Source organism: Bacteroides sp. D2, from assembly GCF_025147085.1.
Taxonomy (GTDB): Bacteria; Bacteroidota; Bacteroidia; order Bacteroidales; family Bacteroidaceae; genus Bacteroides.
Genome location: NZ_CP102261.1, coordinates 1,113,753 through 1,138,004, shown reverse-complemented (window position 1 = coordinate 1,138,004; position 24,252 = coordinate 1,113,753). Strand labels below are relative to the sequence as shown.

The 24,252-nt window shown below is 43.4% G+C and carries 12 protein-coding genes; all 12 read right to left on the bottom strand.

All coding sequences use genetic code 11. From position 1 onward, the window contains the following. Positions 1-7 precede the first annotated feature (7 nt). Positions 8-1,780, bottom strand: a complete 1,773-nt coding sequence (locus NQ505_RS03975) for a RagB/SusD family nutrient uptake outer membrane protein (RefSeq protein WP_008998217.1) — start codon at positions 1,778-1,780, stop codon at positions 8-10. Positions 1,781-1,791: 11 nt separating this feature from the next. Then, a complete protein-coding gene (locus tag NQ505_RS03970; RefSeq protein ID WP_032853277.1) occupies positions 1,792-4,824 on the bottom strand; it encodes a SusC/RagA family TonB-linked outer membrane protein in 3,033 nt (1,010 codons plus the stop codon). A gap of 12 nt (positions 4,825-4,836) precedes the next feature. Next, entirely contained in the window at positions 4,837-6,675 is a 1,839-nt protein-coding gene (locus NQ505_RS03965) for a RagB/SusD family nutrient uptake outer membrane protein (RefSeq protein ID WP_008998215.1), read from the bottom strand. A gap of 19 nt (positions 6,676-6,694) precedes the next feature. After that, entirely contained in the window at positions 6,695-9,934 is a 3,240-nt protein-coding gene (locus NQ505_RS03960; protein WP_008998214.1) for a SusC/RagA family TonB-linked outer membrane protein, read from the bottom strand. Between the two features lie 28 nt (positions 9,935-9,962). Further along, positions 9,963-11,711, bottom strand: coding sequence for a hypothetical protein (locus NQ505_RS03955; protein ID WP_008998213.1), 1,749 nt, complete (start codon positions 11,709-11,711; stop codon positions 9,963-9,965). 37 nt (positions 11,712-11,748) lie between these two features. Continuing rightward, positions 11,749-15,258 (bottom strand): alpha-galactosidase, encoded by a 3,510-nt coding sequence (locus tag NQ505_RS03950; protein WP_008998212.1) that lies wholly within the window; start codon positions 15,256-15,258, stop codon positions 11,749-11,751. After that, complete coding sequence (locus tag NQ505_RS03945) at positions 15,255-17,354, bottom strand: glycoside hydrolase family 36 protein (RefSeq protein ID WP_008998211.1); 2,100 nt, start codon at positions 17,352-17,354, stop codon at positions 15,255-15,257. Before NQ505_RS03945 ends, NQ505_RS03950 begins: the two co-directional genes overlap by 4 nt. Before the next feature lie 12 nt (positions 17,355-17,366). Continuing rightward, positions 17,367-18,521: an MFS transporter gene (locus NQ505_RS03940; RefSeq protein WP_008649023.1), complete on the bottom strand. Its 1,155-nt coding sequence runs from the start codon at positions 18,519-18,521 to the stop codon at positions 17,367-17,369. A 136-nt stretch (positions 18,522-18,657) separates the two neighbouring features. After that, entirely contained in the window at positions 18,658-20,259 is a 1,602-nt protein-coding gene (locus NQ505_RS03935) for a hypothetical protein (RefSeq protein ID WP_008998210.1), read from the bottom strand. Positions 20,260-20,281: 22 nt separating this feature from the next. Then, complete coding sequence (locus NQ505_RS03930; protein WP_004310374.1) at positions 20,282-20,860, bottom strand: SIS domain-containing protein; 579 nt, start codon at positions 20,858-20,860, stop codon at positions 20,282-20,284. Between the two features lie 5 nt (positions 20,861-20,865). Next, positions 20,866-21,834 carry an ROK family protein gene (locus tag NQ505_RS03925; protein ID WP_008998209.1) on the bottom strand — a complete coding sequence of 323 codons (969 nt, stop codon included), beginning with the start codon at positions 21,832-21,834 and terminating at the stop codon, positions 20,866-20,868. Positions 21,835-21,839: 5 nt separating this feature from the next. Next, positions 21,840-24,242 (bottom strand): glycoside hydrolase family 2 protein, encoded by a 2,403-nt coding sequence (locus tag NQ505_RS03920; protein ID WP_008998208.1) that lies wholly within the window; start codon positions 24,240-24,242, stop codon positions 21,840-21,842. Between the last annotated feature and the right edge of the window lie 10 nt (positions 24,243-24,252).

The following is a 24,252-nucleotide window of genomic DNA, read 5'->3' as shown; positions in this document are numbered from 1 at the left end:
GATTTGATTACCAGCCCGGATTCTGACAGTTAGTTCCTGAAGCATTCTGTAACCGGATTGCTTCGTCACCCGGTATTGGATATAATAGGAATTTTTCACTATATGCTTTTCGGTTATTATCTACTACAAAACGGGAGTAACTTCCATCTGAGTTTGCTTTCATTCCGGTGATTACTTTGTCTGTTTGATCCAGTATCTTCCAACGGCGTACATCAAAGAAGCGGTGTTCTTCAAAAGCAAGTTCTACGCGTCTTTCGTTCCTGATTCGCAGACGAAATTGCTCACAGGATAATCCGTAAGGAATGTCTGGCATACCTACTCTGGAACGTACTGCATTGACTGCGTCTACCGCATCATTGGGTACAGTTCCGGTAGTGGATGCTTCATTAGCTGCCTCTGCATAATTCAAATATAATTCAGCCAGGCGGAACTCTTTGAAGTAGCCATCCAGATTGCCGGAACGTCCGGATTTATAATGCGAGAACTTACGTGTATAATAGCCGGTACAGGTGTAACGTGCATTACTGGGATCAAGTGCACAGTTTCCTCCTGTCTTGGTTGAGAGTAGTGCACCGGTTTCCAGGTTTAGTTTGGAACCATCATAATAAATAGAAGCTTTAAGACGCGGATCACGATTCTCATACGGTTTGGCTTGATTGTAGAGACCTTGAACAGCCGAATTCAAGTTAGGCTGCAGATGATTGGCATCTAGATAAGGGGTCTCTAAATTGAGCAGAGGATAAGATTCTGTCATGTCACCGTTCACAACTTCATAGGCATCAAGTAGCTCTTGCGACGGACACGCACCGGCATCTGTCTGGCCGTCGGTAGTTGGCAGGCCAGCATAATTCCACATATACATCTGTCCAACTTCCATAATGGTTTCTTTGTCATTAACTACCGGCAAGTCAGTGCGCGAATAGAAATACACATCATAAGGAGAATAACCTGCTGTAGCATTCGGCTGTTTCTTATAAAGTTCATAATTGTTCGCCAGACAGTCATCCAGAGACTTTTTAGTAATTTCTGCGGCTTCTGTCCAAGTGATTGTTCCGTCATTGTACAGAGGACTGGCTGCATAGAGTGATATCTGTGAACGGATGGCTGCACAGATGGCTTTTGTCATAACGTGACGGTAGTTCTCCTTATCTAAGGAACGCCATCCCCATTCTTCAACAGTGGGAATATCAATAGCAGCCTGACAATCAGCTAATATTTGGCGGGCACACTCGCCAAATGTACCTCTTTTAACCTTGGTATAATCGTAGTCGGGAGTTGTTATGATGGGAACACCTCCATAACGTTTCACCAATTGAAGATAATAGAAAGCGCGTAATGTAAGTACCTGTGCCTTGAAACTGTTACGGATATCTTCTGAGTAGACACTGGCAGTAGGAATATTGGCAAGAAAGATGTTGCAGGCACGAATCCCTTGATAATAATAATTGTAGTTTTCCGGATTTCCTTCGATGCCCTCCAGCGGATTGCTGAAGGGAGATAATTGTCCTTCATTCCATTTGCGGGTAACTCCGTTCTGTAGTTCCCAGGAATCTTTGGCTTCATCCGTACAACCAGCTAGCATGGTATAGTTATAGTTCATTCCGTAATTCAGAATCCATCCATAACATTGATTCATATAAGTATACGTTTTACGGTTCGTGGTAAACAAATCGCTGTAATCCGTACGGCCGTCCGGATGATCTTCAATTTCAGTACATCCTATGAATGAGGATAATATGAGCAAGGAGAATACTCCTGATATGATTTTATTTATTTTCATAACTTCAGTCTTTAGAAATTCAGGTTAAGTCCTATGTTAAATGTTCTGTAAATGGGGTATACAGAGTAGGAATATTGTTCCGGGTCCAGATTATCGAACTTGAGAGATGAGGTGGTCAACAAATTGGCTCCGCTGATATAGAATCTCATTTTCTCCAGTTTCAGCTTACTGCTCCAACGTTTAGGAAGTGTATAACCTAATACTACATTCTTCAATCTCATATAGTTATTTTTGGAATAGAAGAATTCATTCGATTGGAGACTTGAAGAGCTTCCTGTGGTCAAAGCCGGATAGCTGATTTTTTCATTTGCCGCATAGCGATCTGCTGTCCAGGCATTACGGTGCAGGTCTGTGTACACTCCTTGGTAAGCATTATCGAAGATACCGCATCCACTGTAATAGGCTGCTGTACCTGATACACCTTGTAACTGAACATACAGGTCAAAGTTTTTGTATTCCAGTTGAATAGAACCACCATAAGAAAGTGTAGGTAGTGTCTGGGCTTTGTCCATCGGTGCCTGGTCACGCTCATCTATATTTCCGTCGTTATTTAAGTCTTTGTAAATGAAATCACCTGGGCGCGGAGAAGCACCAGAGAATCGCAGACCGCTTTTATCTATTTCCTCCTGGCTATTATAGTAGCCGTTTCCGTTGGAATAGTCAATCAGATATCCGAACTGTTGTCCTGCAGAATAGCCGGTTTTACGATATGGATAGTAATATCCGCTGGCGGTACGGTTCAACTCTTTTATGTCAGTCACTTCATTTTTATTGTATCCCATATTCCCTCTGATAGTCATTCTTAATCCACATTTCAGATTCTTGATATAAGATAGTTCGATATCAAATCCTTTGTTGTTCATCTTACCCAGATTTTCAAATGGCAGATTTTCACTGGCGATACCTTGTGCAGAAGATACACTGTTATCTTGGATAGCCATTTGGGTCTGTTTCACGTTCCAATAATCAAATGTGATACCTAGTGAGTTGAATAAGGTAACATCTATTCCATAATTTTGCTGGAAAGATTCTTCATAGTGGATATATGGATTACCTTGCATACCTTCTACAGTGTGAAAGCCATAGTAGTTGCTTAGTAAGTAACCTGCATCTTTATAACGTACATCCGTAGCATACAGGAAACGGGTGTCAGATATCTGGTCATTACCCAGCCATCCGGCAGATGCGCGTATTTTGAGGAAGGACAGCCAATCTGTGTCTTTCAGGAAACTTTCGTTGGATACCACCCAAGCGGCAGATACTGTCGGGAAGAATTTAAAACGGTTACCCGGTCTGAACTGTTCTGTACCATCGTAGGTAAAGTCTCCCTGTATATAGTATCGTGAATCATAGCCGTATTTCACATGTCCCATCAATGACAAACGATCGTATGGGAGATCACCGTTTTTCATCATATTCTCATTGAAATAGCTGACAAATGCATCTACTTCATGTCTGCCTCCAAAAATACGATTATAGTTGATGAATCCTTGGAAGTTGATAAAGTAGCGCATATTAGCGGTCTTGCTTAAACTTAGAGGAAGAGTGGTGTGAGTACCGAAAAGTCCGCTGCCATTGGCTGCATAACGTGCGTAGTCGGTAGAACCATAGATTGTTCCGTCATAGTTTGCTTCATAACCAACTATTCCTTTTACGCTCAATCCTTTAGTCAGGAATCCCAGATCCAGATTCATTCCATAAGCGACATTCAGATTGATACCTGTTTGATGGCTATATCCGGAACGGTTGATAAGTCCGTAAGTAGGATATTCATTGTATTCTGCAGTAATCACTTTTCCGTCTTCGGTGATAGGTCCAGGTACGGTGGGGGCCATCTGATAGATCGAATTCATGATATCTCCTGTCCCGTTGTATCCTTGATTCATCCGGTCGATAGTGACATTTGTGTTAAGGAAACAGTTTAGATAACGATGCAGAGTGACGTCCACATTAGCTAAAATGTTGAAGCGATGCAATTTGAGTGCAGGATTATAATTATCATTCTTCTCTGCATCAATCAGGCTGTTTTGGTGAAGATAACCGGCATTAACAAGGTATTTAACCCGGTTGTTACCTCCGCTGATATTGACATTGTAACGTTGCATACTGGCTGCGTCATTCATAAAAGTGTCATACCAGTCGTGTCCCGGCATAGTTCCATCTGTAAATCCGGCTATTTCATATAAAGAATAGAGTGGAGTGCCACCGTCATTGAGTAAGGCCTGGTTACGCATTTGTGCGTATTCACCGGTACTTACTATTTTAGGACGCTGGGTAGCCTGTTGTATGGAGAAGTCCATGTTCACATTTACTTTAGTACGTCCTATTTCGCCTCTTTTTGTAGTAATAAGAATTACTCCGGAAGAAGCTCGCGGACCATATAATGCTTTAGCTGCGGCATCTTTCAGAATACTGACAGATTCTACAGTGTTGGCATCGAGTGTATTCATATCGAATAATGGAGCCGGAATTCCATCGAGTACAACCAAAGGTGAATTACCGTTTATGGAATTCAGACCACGTATATACATCGTTGTTGCATCATCGGCTGGTGTGCTGGTGGATTGGATAGAAGTCAATCCTGCCAAGCGTCCGGTCAGCGTAGCTGAAAATCCGCTATTAGGTGTTTTAACTAACTCTTCTCCCTGAACGGTGGAGATTGCTCCTGTATAACCTCCTTTTCTCTCTTTCTGCAGCATGGCTACTTCGAGAGATGTATCCTGACCGGCGATGTCTGATATCAGACGAAACTCCACCGGTTTATTCAGAGTGAATTTCATTGTCTGGTTCCGATATCCCGGAATCTTACAAATGACCATACTGGCTCCCGACGGAATCTCCATGATAAATTTTCCGTCTTTGTCACTGCTTGTGGTGTATTCGGGATTGTCCGGAACAGAAATGATTGCGCCGTCTAAAGGTTCGTTGCTCTCATTCCGCACCACACCGGATATAACTTCTTGCACTTGTGCCCGGCATACTTCATTGCCTGTGAACAGGCATACGATGCACAAAAGTGTGATTATTCTGTTTTTCATATACATTCTGTTTTATGATTACCATCCTGCATTTTGCCACGTTTGTCCTGTCGTGCCTTCCAATACGGCTGCTTCACTGGCAGGGATAGGATATACGTGCCATTTCTTTTCATAACTCATTTTACTCGGTTTGCTGCCGTCCGTTCCCAAATTGATTCTTTCATAAGAGAATGAGTTTCCATTTTTGGTGATTCTCATACCTGTGGTAAACTTCTCATTTTCCATATTCTCATTGGCAGGTGTCCAACGGCGGATATCGAAATATCTGTCTTCTTCACAAGCCAGCTCTATCTGGCGTTCGTGGCGTACCAATAAACGAGCTTCGTTCTTGTCGTTTGTCGACAGATCAACCGAAGGATCAAAACCTGCGCGGTGACGGATTTCATTGATCCATTCCAGACCTTCGGTAAGGTGTCCGCTTTCAATAGCGGCTTCGGCAGCATTCAGATAAATTTTGCCTAATCGGTAAAAACGGAAACGGCCATCATATCCAGCCACTCCGGCTGCCTTACAGTTACCGTTTACCATTCTTTTTCTCCAATAATAACCGGTACGTGTGTTCGTATTTCCACTTGTACGGATTTCGCTATTTCCTCCCACGTACGTTTCTACTACTGCCGGTTCCTTTCCTAACAGCACAGGACTGTTATTATAAAAAATTGTAGCCTGGAAACGAGGATCACGTCCCTTATAAGGGTTGGCTGGGTCATAACCGCTATTAGGGTTATAATTAGGTGACAGATGCTTCTCATCGTTATAAGGTTTCGATAAATCCAGTACAGGCTTTCCTGTTGCTAGCATATCATAGGCGTCTACTAATTCTTGGGAAGGAACAATAGTTAATTGAGCGTTTCCCAATACCGGAGCTCCGATAACGTCATACAAAGGATTGGTGTATGGGTCGGGCCAATAGCCTTCGGTACTTTGCCAGATTGTTTCTTTATCACTGGGATCTGTTCCGATATAGTTATTGAGCGTAAAGTACTCCATATAAGCATTGTTATAGTACTTTTCAGTATCCGCACATTTAGTATACAATTCATATCCATTGGCTTTCAGCTGTTCCAGACAGTCTTTGTTGATTGTGTAAGCCCATTCCCAAAGATCTTTGCCGCCATTGTTGTAAGTGCTGGCTACGAATAGAGATGCTTCGGAACGGATAGCCATTGCGATGCCTTTGGTCATTCTGATCTTCTCGTTGAGTGTTGTCAGTCGCCAAGGAAGGTTGCTGGATTGCAAAGCTATTTCGCAATCATCTACAATGAATCGGGCACAGTCTTCGAAAGTAGGACGTGATAGAGTTGAATAATCATAGTCTAACCCGTATGGCTCTTTCTCAATAGGCACAGGACCATACCATTTCAGTAACTCCATATAGAAATAAGCACGGAGTACATGAGCCTCTGCTACCCAACGGTCACGGTCGCTTTCGCTTGGTATGGCGGCGGTGGCTGCCCGTTGAAGGAATGTGTTGATAATACGGATTTGCCCCCAGTATAACTGCCAGTATCCTCCTTCTGAGTAGGTGTCACCCATATCTCTGCGAACGTCGAGATAGAAGTCGGTGGTGGTACAGTTGCCGGATGCGGCATGTGCAAAGCCGGCACCGGAACCATCCGTGCAATCCCACGCTTCATCACTAAGTGCTACGGGATAGTTGCTCCAAAAATGATATCGCAAACTCTTTTTAGGCAGATAGTCAAAGCAAGTACTGAAATAAGCTTTAGTCAGATCGGGATCCTGGAATACTTCGTCCAGTGATAATCTTCCGTCAGGAGCTACATCCAACGCTTCATTACAAGAACTGAATGTGAGCAGGGAAGCAAACATGCATATATAAATAAATCTTTTTTTCATATCGGTTTTGTTTTAGCCGTTAAAATGTAATATTCAAACCTACATTGTACGTACGCATTGTCGGATAGGCTGCCGGACTGTTTTGTTCGGGATCGAAGCTGTCAGTCTTGAGGTGAGTCCATGTATACAAGTTATTACCGCTTAAATAGAAACGTACATTGGAAGCACCGATTTTCTTGCTGATACTTTCCGGTAATGTATATCCTACTTCTGCATTTTTCAGACGTATATACGAGGCATCCATGATAAAGAAGTCGTTGGGCTGCAAGCTCGGACCGCCACTACTGGACAGACGAGGATACGTAATCTTTTCGTGATTATTATAGCGCTCTTCACTCCAACGTTCCATGTGCATCTTGTAAAAGTTGCCGCTACTTTCATAAATACCGGCTCCTGAATAAGTCTTGCTGTATTGGCCTACTCCCTGCAACATGATAGAAACATCGAATCCTTTCCAGTTGGCAGATAAAGAGAAACCGTAGTTGATGCGAGGCAATAGGGAGGAATAGCCAATGGGAGCCTTGTCACGGTCATTGATGACACCGTCTCCGTTGAGATCTTTATAAATAAAGTCTCCGGGTTCCGGTGTTCCTACACCTTCATAAGTCAGTCCGCTCTTGGCAATACTCTCGTCGCTATAGAAGAATCCTGTGCCGTCACGCCCTTTTTCAGGATCATAACTGCGGTCGATGATATATCCCCAGTTTTGTCCTAATGAGAAGCCGGTGGTGCGGGTGCGATAAGCATAATCCTTACCTAATAGTGGCTCGTCATATTCCAATACTTTGTTTTTGGCATAACTGAAGTTTGCATTAACAGAAACAGATAGCCCGTTTTTGAATTGTTTCTGATATCCGAGGACCATTTCGAATCCCTGATTCTTTACTTCACCATCGTTCATCAGTGGAAGAGCGGATGAGGGAAGACCTTGAATCATAGGAGTAGTCTGCGGGATAATCAGAATATTTTTTCTTTTTTCAACAAAGTAGTCAAATGAGAAGGAAAGATCATGATACAAGGATATGTCTATACCATAATTCTGTTTTTCAGCTGTTTCCCATGTGATGCTTTTGTTTCCTATGTAGTTTTCGGCTATCTTGTAACCTTGTCCCCAACCGGAACCATTGGAAGCATATCCCAAGCTTGGGGATAACCAATGATCTCCTTTACTGTCGGTGACTACGGAATATTGACTGATATTATCCAGATAAAGGAAACGGGCTGAACCGAAGGCGTCGTTACCAACTTTTCCCCAAGAAGCTCTTAACTTCAGATTGGTCAAAACCGGATTATCCTGAAGGAAGCCCTCATTAGTAATCAGCCAACCGAAAGAGGCAGCCGGGAAGAGACCAAATCGTTTGTCCGGTGAAAATTGTTCAGAGCCGTTATAACCTACGTTGACCTCCGCAAAATAACGTCTGTCATAGTCATAAGTTGCACGTCCGGCAATACCGATGACGTTGTAAGGAAGCAGTAGGTCACCGGATGTTTCTTTGGATTCTTTGATGTCCCGTTGAGCTAGAAACATAGCAGTGACATTATGCTTTCCGGCGAAGGTCTGGTTATAGTTGATTTGTCCCTGTAAGTTCATAACCCAATAAGATTCGGAAGACTTTGTGAGTTCAATCGGGCCGTCTTCGTCCTCCAGGCTAGGATGGCGATTGATAAACAAATGCTCTCCTGAAGCTAATGTCTGATACGTATACCAGGTATAGGAACGTTTTCCGATTGTTTTCCCAAATCCTTTGGAGTCGAAAGATACCTGGCCTTTGACAGAGAGCCCTTTAGTGATAAATCCCAAATCTATTTCTACTCCTCCGATAACATTGATTCCCGATCTGGTTTCCAGTTGATAGCCCGAACGGTTGATTAGCGGATATGCACTCAATGAATTGTTGGCGGGATCTTCTACGGATAATCCGGCACCAATAGGGAAAGTACGTATAGCATCAGTAGCGTATGCACCTTCCGGGGTGAGATACATGGAAGTAGGGCGTGAGGTCAAAGCGCTGTTGAATACACTTGACATACTTGCGGAAGTTCCGTTGATCCGTTCCAGATAAGAGGAAGCGTTTAAGTTTATTTTTACTGATTTATTGACTTTGTAGTCGATATTTGAGCGGAAGTTGTAGCGGTCTAATGAAGACTGGGCATTGTATCCTAACTTGGATTTAGGTTCTACGTTGAACATACCTCCCTGATGCAGATAGCCTGCACTTACAAAGTATTGAAGTTTGTCCGAACCTCCCGAAACGTTCATGTTGGCTCTGGTCATGGGAGCATAATCTCTGAACAAAATATCTTGCCAGTTATTATTCGGATAAAAATCCGGATCTACAGGATTGCCTGTTTTCCATGAATCGAACTTATCAATGTCCGGTCCGAAGAATTCAGCGGAATTTCCGTCGTTCACGAGTGCTTCATTGCGAAGTCTGACCCAATCCCATGAATCCAGACGTTCGGGTTTGAAAGCGATTTCCTGCATGCTGAACTCTACATTGGCACTGATACGGGCAGTTCCTTTTTCACCTCTACGAGTGGTAATCATTATCACTCCGTTGGCACCACGTACTCCGAATACTGCTGTTGCGGAAGCATCTTTCAATACGGAGATATTGGCAATCTCGTTTGGGTCGATAGATCGCATATCGTCTACAGCTACTCCATCTACCATAATTAACGGGTTTGTTCCGTTTGTAGTGGCAGCACCACGCAGGAACATGGTGACTTCGTCACGTCCCGGTTCACCGGAGGTCTGGATAGTTGTCAATCCAGGGAGTTTTCCGGATAAAGCGGAACTTAGGTTGGGCGATGAGGATTTCATCAAATCTTTTCGATCAATGGAAGCTACGGAACCGATGACGGAAACCTTTTTCTGGGTACCGTAAGCTACCACTACAACTTCCTCCAGGTTCGCTACGTCCGGATGCATGATGATACGCATGTCTTTTTTAGCAGGAATGTCCTGTTTTTGATAACCTACATAACTGATTTCCAGTATAGCGTTTGGGGCAACCGATAAAGAGAAACGACCGTCTATGTCTGTAATAGTACCATTCGTTGCTGCTCCTTTTTCCATGACGGAAGCTCCGATCAGGCTTTCACCGGACTCGTCTACGACGACTCCGGAGGCTGTTATTTTAGACTGTTGCTGTGTCAGGGTAGCATCTCCGATATCCGATGCATTTCCTGTAACGGGAATACAGATTCCCAACCCAAGCAGCAGGCACATTTTGTATAGCCAATAACTTCTTTTCATAACTATAACGTTTAAGATTGTTTTCTGTCTAATTAAATGAACTCAACATTTTATCCTTGTCGTATCCTATGTATTCATAGCGTTCTATCCGGACACCTTGATTCTTTGCGGTAATACATGGACTTGTGCCGTTCCATGGGCTATCCATCCACCATTCTTCTACTAATAGCTTTCTTTGAGTTGAAGAGCTGTTGGTAAATGAGAACTGAACCTTTGAGGCATCTACAGCTCCACCGGAGTAACCTAGTACGGAATAAGTACCTGCCAGATTACGCAGATCGACATAAGTGAGCGGACAACCGGATGCATTTAGTGATGTGATGGATTTGCATCGGTTTATATCCAGATATGCTAATCCCGGATTGTTGCTCACATCTATAGAGGTTATCATATACTGATCGCCAGAAATGAGTTTGGTTAATCCTGCATTCTTGGCACTGAAAGTCTGAATTCCTTTCTCATCTACCGGACCTGCCGTGTAGCTGGTACTGATTGCGTATTTACTAAGATCGATTTCTCCCAGATTATTTCCATCCAGAATGAGGTTTTTGTATCCGCAGAAGTATTGTAGTCCTTCCAGATTAGTGATTCCCTTATTGCTAAGATCAAGGGTCGTGTTATTCTTGAAGTATTCAGTATTCAGAGCAGCCACTGTCAGAACTTTATCTCCATCGAATACATCCGGAACCAATGCTTTGAGTGCGTTTCGCAGATTGGTATCAGGAATTTCTCCGTACTTTTTCATTGTCTTCTGATATTTTCCGTAACTGTAATAATAGTTGTTGTTTCCATCGGGATAGTCGTGCATCCAGTCGTACCCTTCCACTGTCACTCCATTATTGATGGCATCTACGATAGAACCGCTATTGCTGTAGTATGAGTCCATCCACCAGGATTCCATTTTCAGGAGTCGTTCTTTACTTGCGTCATCGCTGAAAGTAAATTTGAAGTCTGTGCTGTTGTAGTTCAGACATCCGCCATAGATACTGTGGTAATTGCGTACATCCAGATATACCAGTTTGCAGTTTAGGGCAGAGAACTTCTCAATGTTATAACAATAATACAGGTCGACAGATTCTAGTTTGGTACTTCCATCTATGTTGAGAGATACCAATGTCGTGTTCGGCTGTTCCGAAGTGGCTAGTTCCAGTTTGGTCAGACCAGTGTTTTGTGCAGTCAGTTCAGACAGTCTGGATAGTACTTCTGCAGGAATTTCACTGATATCATTATTGTTGCAGATCAGTTTCCGAATGTTGCTGAAATGTTCGAGTCCCTCCAGAGAAGTGATATTTTTATCGCTGATATTTAATGTGCCATCAGTGAAAGTGACATATTTAGCACTGGAAGATATCTTTTCTCCTTTAAATATATCAGGGAAAAGAGCAGACAAGGCATTACGCAGGTTTTCGTCGGGCATAACTCCAACAGTACTGTTGATGACGCCTAATGTTCGCATTTTGCTACCGCGTACCAATACAAGTCCATAAGAATCTTTGGTGGCCGTAGAGGGGTAAAGTACCGTGATATGATCGGATGCTACTTCTCTGGTTTCCATGTAGATGGGCTGTTCGGTTCCTCCTGAAAGGGGAGAAAGAGCCAGTACATCACAGTCGATAAAGCCATTTCCCTGAATGGTAATCTCTGTGCCCAGGGATTCTTCCGAAATATCCGGAAGCACTACATTGGTTACTCCTAGGTCTGTGCCTAACTTTTCGTCTTCACATCCCAAAAGGAATACCATTCCAAGCATTAATAAAATGTAGAAATGTGTTTTCATAAATACTATTTGTTTAATGAATAAATAGAGTACATAGTTATTCTTGTTTTAAGACGATCACAGAATGAGCCGGAAGTAAACATAGAATTTTATCGTTCACTTTGAGAGGCTGGGCGTCCGGAGCCAACATTTGGTCTGTGGTAGGTAAACCGTCTTTGATATAACGGTAAACCTGATAATTCCCTTTGGCTTGCGTATGTTCGTTGATGAGGCTTATTGTTTTCTCCTGGTCCATTCCATTGGCGAAAACATATACCCATTTGCCATTTGTGTTTCGAACAGCAGTTCCTGCATACCATTCTTCCGGTGTTGCTATCGGATGGATTTCAGCTCCCGGGCGTATGAAACGTGTCAACAGAGAATAGGCATAGTACTGCGGGCGTACCTCGTAATCACTTTTGATATCGTTGTAGTATGGCTCCGAAGCGTATGTTTTCTTTACATACTTCCATAAATCCAGTTGCTGCATTGCTCCGTAGTCTGCATCCTTACCATAGTATTGGTCTATCAGGCTCCAATAGCTAACACCGCTTGCTCCTGCATTGAGTAGATTGATGACTATGCGTGTCATGAGTACTCCTCGTTCATACAAGTCGATATCTTTTTGTCTGGTGGCACCTACGCATTGATTACCTCCGAATTCACCGATGAAATGGGCTTTTCCAACTGAAGAGGCCAATTGAGAGTTTTGTTTTTCCCAATCCAGAATTGTGGAGTTCGGAGTTTCGTAGCCGAAGATATAGGTGTGGGAGTTGAATACGTCAGCAACGTTCGCCAGTCCTTTCGTGCAGGCTGCCAGATATTTATGCGTTCCTGTACCTCCGTCTGAATTGTCAGAAAGACTGAAATGTACTTTATTTCGTATTCCATCCTCTTTGAAACGTCTGTCGAGTACTTTACACATTTCAATATAGTCGGCGGTGGGAGCAGCTTTACCTTTGATGATATATGACCAATCTGGTTCGTTGATCGGAGTAATCTCTTTGGCGCACGTGTATTTTTTGTTGTTGAGCAGGTGTTGTACAAGTGCGGAAAAGTTCTCGCTCCATTCTTCATAGTTAGTCGGGGCTACTACCCAGTTACCATAATTCCCTTCGGCCAGGAAATGTCCCGGAGGGGCTCCCCAAAGTACAAGGGTGACTTCCATTTTCTGTTCTTGTGCCATATCCAATACTTTGTAGAGTGATTGCATTTCTACAGAGTTGAAAGTGAAATTATGCCAGTCGATTTTGGATGCATCCGGATTGTCATTCTTTGGCTCATACCATTGTGGCATCACCATCACCCGTAAGCTTTGCAGTCCCATTTCTTTGACACGTTTCACAACGATGCGCTCCCAGTCTTCAGCTTTGGCTCCATCATTGCGGGTCACATTTTGTGAGAGGAAGTGGGGATCTAGTTCTGCACCTATAGCACGGAGCTTTACACCGGTTTTCTTTCCTACAGAAAGTTTCTGTATGGCAGTTGTTGAACTTTGGTATTTGATTATCAGACTACTTTGCGGGTTATCCAGTGTCAGCGTGAAGCCGTTAGCCAGTTCTTTACCGGTTTTCTTTATAGCCTCTCCTGTATCTTTATTGGTGAGTATATAAGTGTGGTCAGGGTGTAGTCCTGATAAATTGACAGTATAGCTCTTGTCCGGATTGTCTTTGCGGCGGAAAGCTACGACGTATCCGCTGTCATCCGACGGACGATAAAGTTGGTATGCTAGCCAGATATTTTCCGAAGTAATGTTGTTTATTCCACTCAACGGATAGTAATCTTCATAGAAATAGGGACGGAGTTCTTTGAACTCTGCCTGGCGGTCGCGCATATCATAGATGGATTGTCCGGCTTCGGTTATTTTCCAGTTGTAGATAATAGAGGTTCCGAGGCTGGAACGGAAAGTGAATTTATCGGCACTCACAGTTCCTGTACCATGCAGGGGAAGGTATAAGTTCAATCCGTAAGTATGGCATTGATAACCGATTGGTTCTCCATAACTGTAGTCTGTTCTCCACATCGGTGCACTGCGTGAGATACTTTCGAGGTCAATACGGCGTCCGCCACTGGCACAATTATCAACCAGCAAGCCCGGAAAGCGGTTCAGCAGATATTCCCAGAAAGAATAAAGTCCTTCAATGTATCGGATTTCGCAGATACCTTGTCTGCCAGGTTCATCATTGGCAGCCCAGAAACCTTCCGGTTCTATATTGAAATCCTGGCGGTAGTAGTCTATGCCATTTTCTTCGAGGAAGTCTCCGATATATTTACTCATCCATCGACATGCCTCCGGATTTCCGAGATTGAATAGATAAGAGTCGTGCTCACCATCTCTTGTCCAGTCTTCCTGTTTGGCTTTTCCTCTGGCATCCAACATCCATTGAGGGTGTTGCAGTGCCCAAGCTGAGCCTTTCATAACACGCTCCGGTTCAAACCATACCATGAACTTGGAACCAACTCTATGCACTTCGTCGGCGATGGGGCGTAATCCTTCGGGGAAACGAATAGAGTCGACGGTCCAGTTTCCTACGGTGTTCGCCCAATTCTTATGATTGGCTACATCTGCAGAGTGATTGTACCATCCGGCATCCAGCCAGAATACTTCGGGTACTAATTTGAATTGTTCATACCGTTTCACCATAGCAATGGCATAATCTGTAGTCAGGCAGGTATATTCATTACAGGGAGTAGGATCACCGTAGTTGAAACTGGTCGATATTGGATATACGGTCGGTTTACCACCTACTTTCCAAGTGTGGTGGGCTTGCACGAAACGGCGGAACTGGTTGTGTCCTTTCATCCGGTCGGAACCGTTCCAGAATGACAGGCATACACTGGAAGTGCGGATGCTCTCTTCCGGATACAGATAGGTTTTCAAACGTTCAATTCCGGAGGTAAGCGCTACGCTTTGCTGGTCTGCACAGCGCACATCGGCAAACCAGGTTCCTGTCCATCCGATGGCTACGATAACTCCTTGATTAGCCGGAGATTCAATATTGAAGAATGGCATACGCATTTGTGAAGAGCGTCCACCTTCCGGTCTCATATAAAGATTATCACCCGGAGACAAGATTGTAAGTTGCTGGCTGAAATCTGATTTGGATGCATGGCTGCCTTCGGAATGATGAAGGTTGAATGCTCCCGGATGCTGGTAGCGGAATGTGATATCAGACACTTTTACGTTGGCAATCTCCGGCGTATTTTTCTTTCCCTGGTTGGTGAAACGGAGTACCCATTCCACCGTATTGAAGTCGGTAAAGCCTTTCACTTCACATTCGACTTTTAATCCTCCGGATGGTTCACGATAAGTATAAAGGTATTTCAGAACCTTGGGATCGTCACTTTTCTGACGCGTAGCCGTATAAGACCAGCTTTTGATAAATTCCTGTGAAGGTTTACCTCCATATTCGAAAGAGAAAGGAGGGACTACACCGCGGGCAAAGTGGGTGGTTATCCATTGGCTGGTGTTTACCGGGCGGTCGCTCATGCGGGCTACCGTCTGTCCTGTTCCATTATGAGGGAACAGAAGCAGAATGAATAGATAATATAGTATTCTTTTTTTCATTCTTTATTCGGTTTTTCGTTGGTAACTTTATATTTTAGTAATAAGGAACTATGTGGCTTTTCGAGGATCAGTGGCAACTGACTGGTCAGTTCTTTTCCCTGATAGATTTTGCTCTGTCGGCTATCCATGTCTGTCACTGTATAGTATTTTCCCGGATCCACTCCTGAAAGTCTGACGGTGATTTTTTTGTCTTTGGAGGCGGTTCTGCGGAAAGCAACGATAATACCACTGTCGTCCGACGGACGATGCATTTGATAGGCTAGCCAGATATCATCCCGCGTCATGTCTTCTGTACCTGTCAGTGGGTAATAATCTTCGTAATAGTAAGGTCTGATTTCGTGGAATTCTTTCAGACAACGTTGCATTTCGTAAACGGAGGCATTTTTATCGGTTATTTTCCAGTTATAAATCAAAGCTGTGCTGACGCTTGAGCGGAAAGAATACGGATCGGTCTGTAAACTACCTGTTCCATGTAAAGGTAGGAAGAAATTCAGGCCATACGTGTGACATTGGTAGCCGTCCGGATCGTCGTAATGATAATAATCACTCCTCCATAGTGGTGCGCTTCGGCCGATTGTTTCCCAGTCAATACGTCGTCCCCCACTGGCACAGTTGTCTATGAGCAGGTTCGGGAATCGGCTCAGCAGATAATCCCAGAAGTAGTATAGTCCTTCGATGTGTCGTATCTCTTTCATTCCTGTACGTCCGGGCTCATCGTTGGCTGCCCAGTAGATATCCGGCTGCATATTGAAATCCTGACGGTAATAGTCTATGCTGTTTTCTTCGAGCATATCGCCTATATATTTACTCATCCAGTGGCAGGCTTCCGGATTTCCCAGATCGAACAGTAGGTAGGTGTCATTGTTGTGTTCGGGAATGTCGAGCATCCAGTCGGGGTGTTCTACTGCCCATTGGGTACCACGGATGACACGCTCGGGTTCGAACCAGACCATGAATTTAGCTCCTACTTTGTGTATTTCGTCGGCTACAGGACGAAGTCCTTTGGGGAAGCGCAATGTATCTACAGTCCAGTTACCGGCTGTGTTGGCCCAGGTCTTGCCATGTTCGAAGTCTGCAGCATCGGTGTTCCATCCGGCATCCAGCCAGAATACTTCGGGCTTCAATCCGAACTGTATGTAACGTTTCACCATGGCAATGGCATAATCGGCTGTCAGGCATGAGTATTCCGTACAAGGTGCGGGGTCCCGATAGTTGAATCCGCTGGAAAGAGGATATTCGGCAAATTTTCCGTTGATTTTCCGTGACTTGTGTGCCAGGACAAAACGGCGGAATTTATTGTGTCCTGCCATCCGGTCGATATTTTCCCAAAACATCAGACTGATACTTGGGGTACGAATTGTTTCCTGTGGACGTAAGTATAATTTCATGGTTTTCATTCCCGAAGCCATGGATATTGTACGATTATCTTGTGCGCATACATCTGCATACCAGGTGCCCGACCAGCCTACTCCTAATATGACTCCCTGTCCGGCAGGTGATTCAATGTTGAAGAAAGGAAGATAGTCCCCTTCTGAAGAGCGTCCTCCTTGTGGAGACATCTGTTTGGTTTCACCCGTTGCCAGAGTAACCGAACGTGGATGGAAATCATATTTGGAGATATGGTTTCCGTCTGCATAGTGTAACTTGAATTCTCCTTTAGAAGCGTATTGCATGGCAAGGTCCACTACTTTCACTTGTTCCAGAGTGGGAGAGTTGCTCGTACCTTTGTTGGTGAAGTTCAATACCCATTCGGCAGCCTGATAACTGGGATAGCCTTTTACGGTACATTCTACTTTCAGTCCGTTGGTAGGATTGTAGTAGGTAAAGAGATACTTTATCACATCCGCTTCTTCGGATTCTATCTTTTGCTGGGAATAGTCCCATTGGCGGATAAATTCTGCGGAAGGTTTCCCGTCACATATAAACGAGAACGGAGGTGTTTTTCCTTTAGCGAATTGTTTCTGAATCCATTTTTCGATTTCAGGAATGTGTTTGGAGATTTTAGCCGTCGTCTGACCCACGGCTATGATGCTCCACACACTCATAATCAGTAATGAGAACAGGAATTTCGATTCGATTTTCTTGAAATGTTTCATTAGAATATAGGTTTATGTGGTTTTTATTTTTCTCATTATTCCGATCAGATAGCACCATACAATGGCAAGTACTATGATTGCAGATAACTGACTGTGGAATGAATCGGTAATTACTCCTAAAATAGGCGGGAGGACGGCACCGCCAGATACACCGACGATAAGAAGTGCAGATACTTCGTTCGCTTTCTCGGGAACACGTTTCAAAGACAGAGAGAAGATGATGGAAAACAGATTGGCATATCCTATCCCGAAAACTGCTACACATCCGAGGATAAACCAGAGATTAGTGCTAATGGTCATCAGTATCAATCCTGCGAGAGCTATCCAGACGCTATAAATATAGAATTTACTTTCTGAATATTTCATCAGTAGGATACCACCCAAAAAGGCTCCTACAGTGCGGGCGAAGAAATACACACTATTTCCCATTCCTGCATCTGTCAGTGGTAGATCACAACGTTCCATCAGGAATTTAGGGAAAGTCATATTGATACCTACGTCTACACCTACCAGCACGAGAATACCGATAAAGAAAGCAAGAATGTATTTGTCTTTGAATAATTCAAGAGTGACTTTGAAAGAAATGTTCTTCCGTTCCTGTTGTTTTTCTTGTATAGGGGTAAGCCATAGCCATATCAAAGCGAGCAGTGACAGTCCGGCATAAACGGGGAATATCATTTTCCATCCGAAAAAACTACCAGTCACCCAAGCTGCCAGGATAGGACCCAGGAATGAACTGACTGCTTTGACAAATTGTCCTAGGGTTAATGTACCTGTCAACTTATCGTTTGCAACGACATCCGTTACTAATGGGTTGAGTGAAACTTGCAATAGAGTGTTACCGATACCTATCAAGGCAAATGCGATTAATATGGCGGTAAAGTCATATGCAACGAGTGGAAGGCACATAGCTAATACATGGAATGCGAAGCTAAGTAATACGGTTTTCTTGCGTCCGATGCGATTCATTAACATTCCGGTGGGAATAGAAAGCACCAGGAACCACAAGAAACAGGATAGAGAGATGAGATTAACCATCGTATCGGTGAGATGGCTGAAATCATTCTTCACATAGCTCGTGGTTATTCCGACAATGTCAACAAATCCCATAACGAAGAATCCGAACATGACGGAGAGCATTTTTACTATGGATATTTCTTTTTTCATTCGTGTACTTTTGATGATAAATTACTTGGTTGGTGGGCATATATATCCAGCACGGCGGATATATATGGCTAACATGGTGAATATATATGCCCAATACGGTGTATATATATCCCCACTAAATGGGGTGTATATACTTCTATTTTTGTACTAATACCCTGATTGATGAACGAGATAATTTAAGTTTTAGGTTATTCTCTTGCGTGTTGACCGTTTCTGTTGATTCTATAAGATTATCACCTTCCGGTAGGCGTCCTTCCATATATTTGTAGACATTGTATTCTCCATTGGCACCTTCTTTATCATTTTCCAACTGTATCATCTTGTCTTTGTCTGTAGCGTTGGAAAGTACATACGTCCATTTTCCCTCTGTGTTGAGAAAAGCACTTCCGGCTATCAACTCGTCGCCGAGATCCAATGGATATACTTCGTCGCCCTGGCGGACAAAACGTGTCAACAGACTATATGCATAGTATTGAGGACGTACCTCGTAGTCTTCCTTGATTTTGGAATATACATCTGGGTCTTCGGTATAAGCGGATTTTAGATATTTCCATAAACCGAGTTGCTGCATTTCCGAATAGGAGGCATTGCGGTTATAATATTGATCGATCAGACTCCAGTAGCTTACTCCGCAAGCACCGGCATTCAGATAGTTCAGAGCAACGCGGATTAGCTGTACCCCTCGCGTATACGTGTCTATACCATATTGACGGGCACTTCCGTATCCAGGAAAACCGAATTCTCCAACAAAATGTCTTTTACCTCCTGCAGAAGCTATATTTTGACGTTCCCAATTTACGAGAGTCGAATTAGGGGTGTTGTAGTCAAACTTGTATACATGAGAGTTATACAGGTCGGCTTCATCGTTTGTGAAAGCGGAAACACAGGCAGCGATATATCCGGGTGTACCGTCTGTATTGTCAGAAAGGTTGAAGTGTACCTTACTGCGTATTCCATCTGCTTTAAACTTGGCATCCAGTGCTTTCACCATGGGGGCGTAGGTGTCCTGCCAACCCATGGTTTCAAAATCACCTTGCCACATGATGCGGCCGTAACCTGCTATATGACTGTCAGGTTCATTGAATGGAGTAATTTGATTGATACAGGTATAATGCTTTTCTTCAATCAGGTATTTCACCATTGTGGAGAAGTTTTCAGCAAATTCTTCATAGTTATCTATACCGGCAATCCAACCCGGATTAACGTTATAACTTCGTGCATCACACAAGAAATGCTTTTGACCATTGTTAATGCCTGATAGTAAGTCGATATTGGTAATGGCTCCCCATACGACTAATGTCACTCCGATATTATTCTCCTGGGCCAGATCCAATACTTTGTATACAGATTGCATTTCTTCCGAATCAAAAGTGAATTTGCTCATATCCGCGACATTAGGATCGTTGTTGTCATTGGAGGGTTCCCACCATTGTGGCTGCATCATGATTCGGAATTGTTGTACTTTCATTTTCTTTACCCGTTGTACAACTATATTTTCCCAATCTTCAGCCTTTGAACCATCATTGCGGGTGATGTTTTGTGAGAAGAAGTGTGGATCCATCTCGACACCGATAGCATGAACCGGAGTTCCTGTTGAATTCCCTACTGCAACAGGATAATAGTTGCAAGCCGGGCAATCGTCATATTTGTTATAATCATCCGAGCAGGCGGACATTCCCCAAAGTGTGCAAACAATACTCAATAGAGTTTTACTGATATGTGTCATTTTCATTGCCATATTGATTAAATTTAGTAGGTTATTATTCAAAGCCTAATTCTGCCTCAATTGCCTGAATCAGAATGTGGATAACTTTGATGTGAATTTCTTGTATTCTGTCGGAATGTGCTGCTCGTGGCGCGCAGACTGCAATGTCTGCCAGTCGTGACAGTTCATTCTCTCCTTTTGAAGTCAGCGCTATCACTTTCATTCCATTGTTGTGTGCTTGTACGGCAGCTTTCAGTATGTTCTCGGAATGTCCGCTTGTGCTGATGGCCAATAATACATCTCCCTTACATCCCATAGCTTCTACATAGCGGGAGAAGATCTCGTTGAACGAAAAATCATTTCCCACACAGGTCATGTAAGCCGGGTCATTGATTGCAATTGCCGGTAGCGGGATGCGGTTGTTGCGGTAACGTCCGGTTAGTTCTTCTGCAAAGTGGGTGGCGTCACATAAAGAACCTCCATTACCACAGCTGATAATCTTATTTCCGGCTTTTAATGCTTCGGCGCAGGTAGAGGCTGCCTGTGAAATAATCCCGACTGTTGTTGTTTCCTCAAGAAAGCTCTCCAACGTTTGCCGAGCCTCTTCCAGTGTTGTTTCAATAAGCTCTTTCATAATAGTTAATCGGTTAAGTTAGCGGCTACAGAAAGAGCTGCATAATCTCCTATCTGCTCTCCCAAGGCGGCTGGTTTCACTTTACATACTCTGTTTGCACAGGATAATGCTTCCTGATCGATTATCTTTTGCATGATGGGTTCCATCATATTTTTATTCCGGGTATAGATGCCACCTATCACAATGACTTCCGGATTCAAGATATCGATCACCATGGATAATCCTTTTCCCAGATAAATAGCAGACGTCTCATATATGCTTTGGGCTAATTTATCACCTTTGGCAGCTTCTTCAGCCACTTTTCGGGCAGTAAGCTGATCTAGTTCCTGTAAGGTACACCATTCAACTTTCTGTCCGGTCTGCAATTTCTCCATCACATACATTTTGGAGAGTTGAGCAATACCTCCACCGCTGGCAAATCCCTCAAAAGAGCCCTTTTTACCGTAACCTATCGGACCGAAATCCGACAGGCGGATATGTCCCAGTTCTCCGGCATTGTCATTGGTGCCCGTATACAGTTTGCCATTTAATATTAATCCTGCTCCCAGTCCCGTACCGAATGTGAGAAAGACCATATTCTTAGTTCCTTTTCCTGCTCCGAACTTCCATTCGGCTAAAGCACAGGCATTGGCATCATTGTGTAGACTGGTTTTAATGCCCGTCTTTTTTTCCACCATTGCCACAATGGGGATGTTGTCCCATCCCGGTAGGTTAGGGGGAGACATCACGATGCCTGTTTCACTGTTGAGAGGACCTCCGCAACAGATTCCAATCGCTTTTGTGTTAGTAGGGGTTAGCTGGTGGAGGTTCATCATCTTTTCGGTTTCACAGAGAATTCTGTCTATTGTTTCGTCGACTGTGGTCGTATCAAATTTCTTTTTGTCGATGATATGTAGCTCGTCGTTTTCTTTGATACCGTAGATGATGGCGCATTTGGTGCCTCCTACGTCAATTCCTAACAAGTTCTCTTTCATAACTATTATTTTTTAGCGTATAATCCGGTTTTTTGTAACAGCCGCTTGTATTCTTTCAAGTTGAAAGGTGCCTTGCCGTATAGGTAATGATTCATGAATTTCTGATTACCGATCTGGTATTGGATCAGATAGATTCCTTGACCGCTTTCTTCCGGTAGTGAGGCTATTCTGACCTTTTGATTGGCTGGAATACGGAAAGTGCTCTCATAGATTTTACGTCCCGAGGATGCATCTGTTACCGTTACATTACCACTTTGTACGTTGCGTGTGTCATTCGTTCCTATCAGTGGGTAATTTCCGCCTTCTGCATCATTGATTAGTACACAAACATCCTGTTGAACATTCTTGATGAAATAATATGCCATCTTCTTTGAATTGTAGTAGTCAACAATCGCATCAGAGATCACTGGCCATCCATCCCGCAGGTTCCACCAGACAATACCAGTCTTGTCGTCAAACTTCTTTCCACGCCACATTTCTATGAAATATTTCATAGCTTCTGCCTGTACGGATTGAGAAGCGAATATAAAATCATCCAGTTTGGAGGGAACTTCACCAAAAAGTAAACGTACCTGATTAATCATAAGATTATTGCGATCGAATGTCTTTCCCCATTCTGGGAATCTACGAACAGATTTGGTAACCCATTCATCATTCCATTCATGATTTTTTGTCCAGGGATATACGGCATCTTTTGTCATCATTTTCTGGAGACTTTCTAAATTAGGGCAGCCGTGATAGCCGATTTCACTGACAAAGCAGCAGGTAGCATCCGTATAGAATTTGTCTTTGTAATATCCTCTGGGACCCCATAAATGGTTTTCTGGTAAATATTGGTCAGCACTTCCTCTTTCATATACCGCTTGGCTGTAGTAAGGAGAGCTGGGAAGATAAGGGCGAGTAGGGTCAAACTCATAAATAACTGCCGGGAGGACCTTGCGGCTAACTACATCCTGATTTGGATTAATATTAAATGGTTGCAAAGACCAGCGCAGTGCACAATCGTCTTCATTATTTCCTGACCATAAAACGAGTGATGGATGATTGCGTAACTTGCATACAACGGAAATGGCCTCTTCTTCCAATGCTTGTGTAAATGAGCTGCGTTGAGGATAGAAAGTGCATCCCATCGTAAAATCCTGCCATACCATAATGCCGTTTTCATCGCATAAATTAAAGAAATGATGATCTTCATACACGTTGCCACCCCAACAACGTATCATATTGCAGTTTAATTCTACAGCCATGCGGATAGATTCGTCTACGAAAGAATGATCCCGGCTATGGAGTGCATCCATGGGTACCCAATTGGTTCCGTGAATAAAAATAGGTTCTCCATTGACTATGAAACAGAATTTACCCGGATGATCCGGTGGGAGGTTGATGTCTGTAATGTCTAGTTGAATCGTGCGGAGGCCTACCCGTTTATTATCTGTTGATAAAATAGTGCCGTCAGAATCTACTAACTCTACTTTTGCATCATATAAAGCCGGTTCTCCATATCCTCTTGGCCACCATAAATCAGCATTCTTGATTTCCATTATATATCGGAATGCTGGGGAAACGACAACAGAGCTTCCTTTATATATTTCTTTCCCATGGCGACTTAATGTATATACGGCTTTCACTTTGTCGAACTTTTCGAAAGGTAGTTTTACTTGTACATCAGTATACAAACGTACATTTCTGGTAGCAGTGTCTACATTGGCGACCATATAGTGAACATCTGTGAGACGTGCCGGATTCAATACGCGTAATTCTACATCTCTCCACAAACCTGCACTGACTAATCGTGGCAGAATGTCCCATCCATAGGTGTGCGGAGCTTTTCTGATGAATACGGATTCTTCAGACGGGAAGTTTCCAATACTGAATGTCCCTAACAGATGTTTTTGTCCTTCAATAACAGATGAACGGAGTATCACTTGGAGTTGATTGCTTTCTCCTGCTTTTATTTCTTTAGTTACATCAAAAGCATGTTCAATCATCATATTTTCTGCTTTGCCAATGTGCTTTCCATTCAGCCATATATCGGCCAGACAGTCTATTCCGGCAAAGAAGAGTTGATATTGTTGTCCTGGTTTTAGTTGTGGCGCTACGAATGATTTGGAATAACACCATTGATAGCCTTCCCATTTGCGTAATTCATTTACATTACTGCCAATCATCGGATCTTTAATTAAGTTGGCAGCCATTAGGTCTAGTTCTACATTACCGGGGACTTGGGCTGATAGATGTTTCACTTCAGCTAGTTGCATGTCCTTGGGCGAAGTTATAGGTTCTTCAGGTTGCATCCAATAAGAGAGTTCCCATGTTCCATTTAAGGAGATGGAACTACCGGAATCGGCAAAAACACCACTTGTACAAGTGAGAAATATCAAAAATAGCAGTGTACTGATTTTATTCATTGTTAATAGA

Bases quoted from the DNA above. Each gene is read 5' to 3' on its own strand.
- NQ505_RS03975 (WP_008998217.1), bottom strand. From the start codon at position 1,780: ATGAAAATAAATAAAATCATATCAGGAGTATTCTCCTTGCTCATATTA.
- NQ505_RS03970 (WP_032853277.1), bottom strand. From the start codon at position 4,824: ATGTATATGAAAAACAGAATAATCACACTTTTGTGCATCGTATGCCTG.
- NQ505_RS03965 (WP_008998215.1), bottom strand. From the start codon at position 6,675: ATGAAAAAAAGATTTATTTATATATGCATGTTTGCTTCCCTGCTCACA.
- NQ505_RS03960 (WP_008998214.1), bottom strand. From the start codon at position 9,934: ATGAAAAGAAGTTATTGGCTATACAAAATGTGCCTGCTGCTTGGGTTG.
- NQ505_RS03955 (WP_008998213.1), bottom strand. From the start codon at position 11,711: ATGAAAACACATTTCTACATTTTATTAATGCTTGGAATGGTATTCCTT.
- NQ505_RS03950 (WP_008998212.1), bottom strand. From the start codon at position 15,258: ATGAAAAAAAGAATACTATATTATCTATTCATTCTGCTTCTGTTCCCT.
- NQ505_RS03945 (WP_008998211.1), bottom strand. From the start codon at position 17,354: ATGAAACATTTCAAGAAAATCGAATCGAAATTCCTGTTCTCATTACTG.
- NQ505_RS03940 (WP_008649023.1), bottom strand. From the start codon at position 18,521: ATGAAAAAAGAAATATCCATAGTAAAAATGCTCTCCGTCATGTTCGGA.
- NQ505_RS03935 (WP_008998210.1), bottom strand. From the start codon at position 20,259: ATGGCAATGAAAATGACACATATCAGTAAAACTCTATTGAGTATTGTT.
- NQ505_RS03930 (WP_004310374.1), bottom strand. From the start codon at position 20,860: ATGAAAGAGCTTATTGAAACAACACTGGAAGAGGCTCGGCAAACGTTG.
- NQ505_RS03925 (WP_008998209.1), bottom strand. From the start codon at position 21,834: ATGAAAGAGAACTTGTTAGGAATTGACGTAGGAGGCACCAAATGCGCC.
- NQ505_RS03920 (WP_008998208.1), bottom strand. From the start codon at position 24,242: ATGAATAAAATCAGTACACTGCTATTTTTGATATTTCTCACTTGTACA.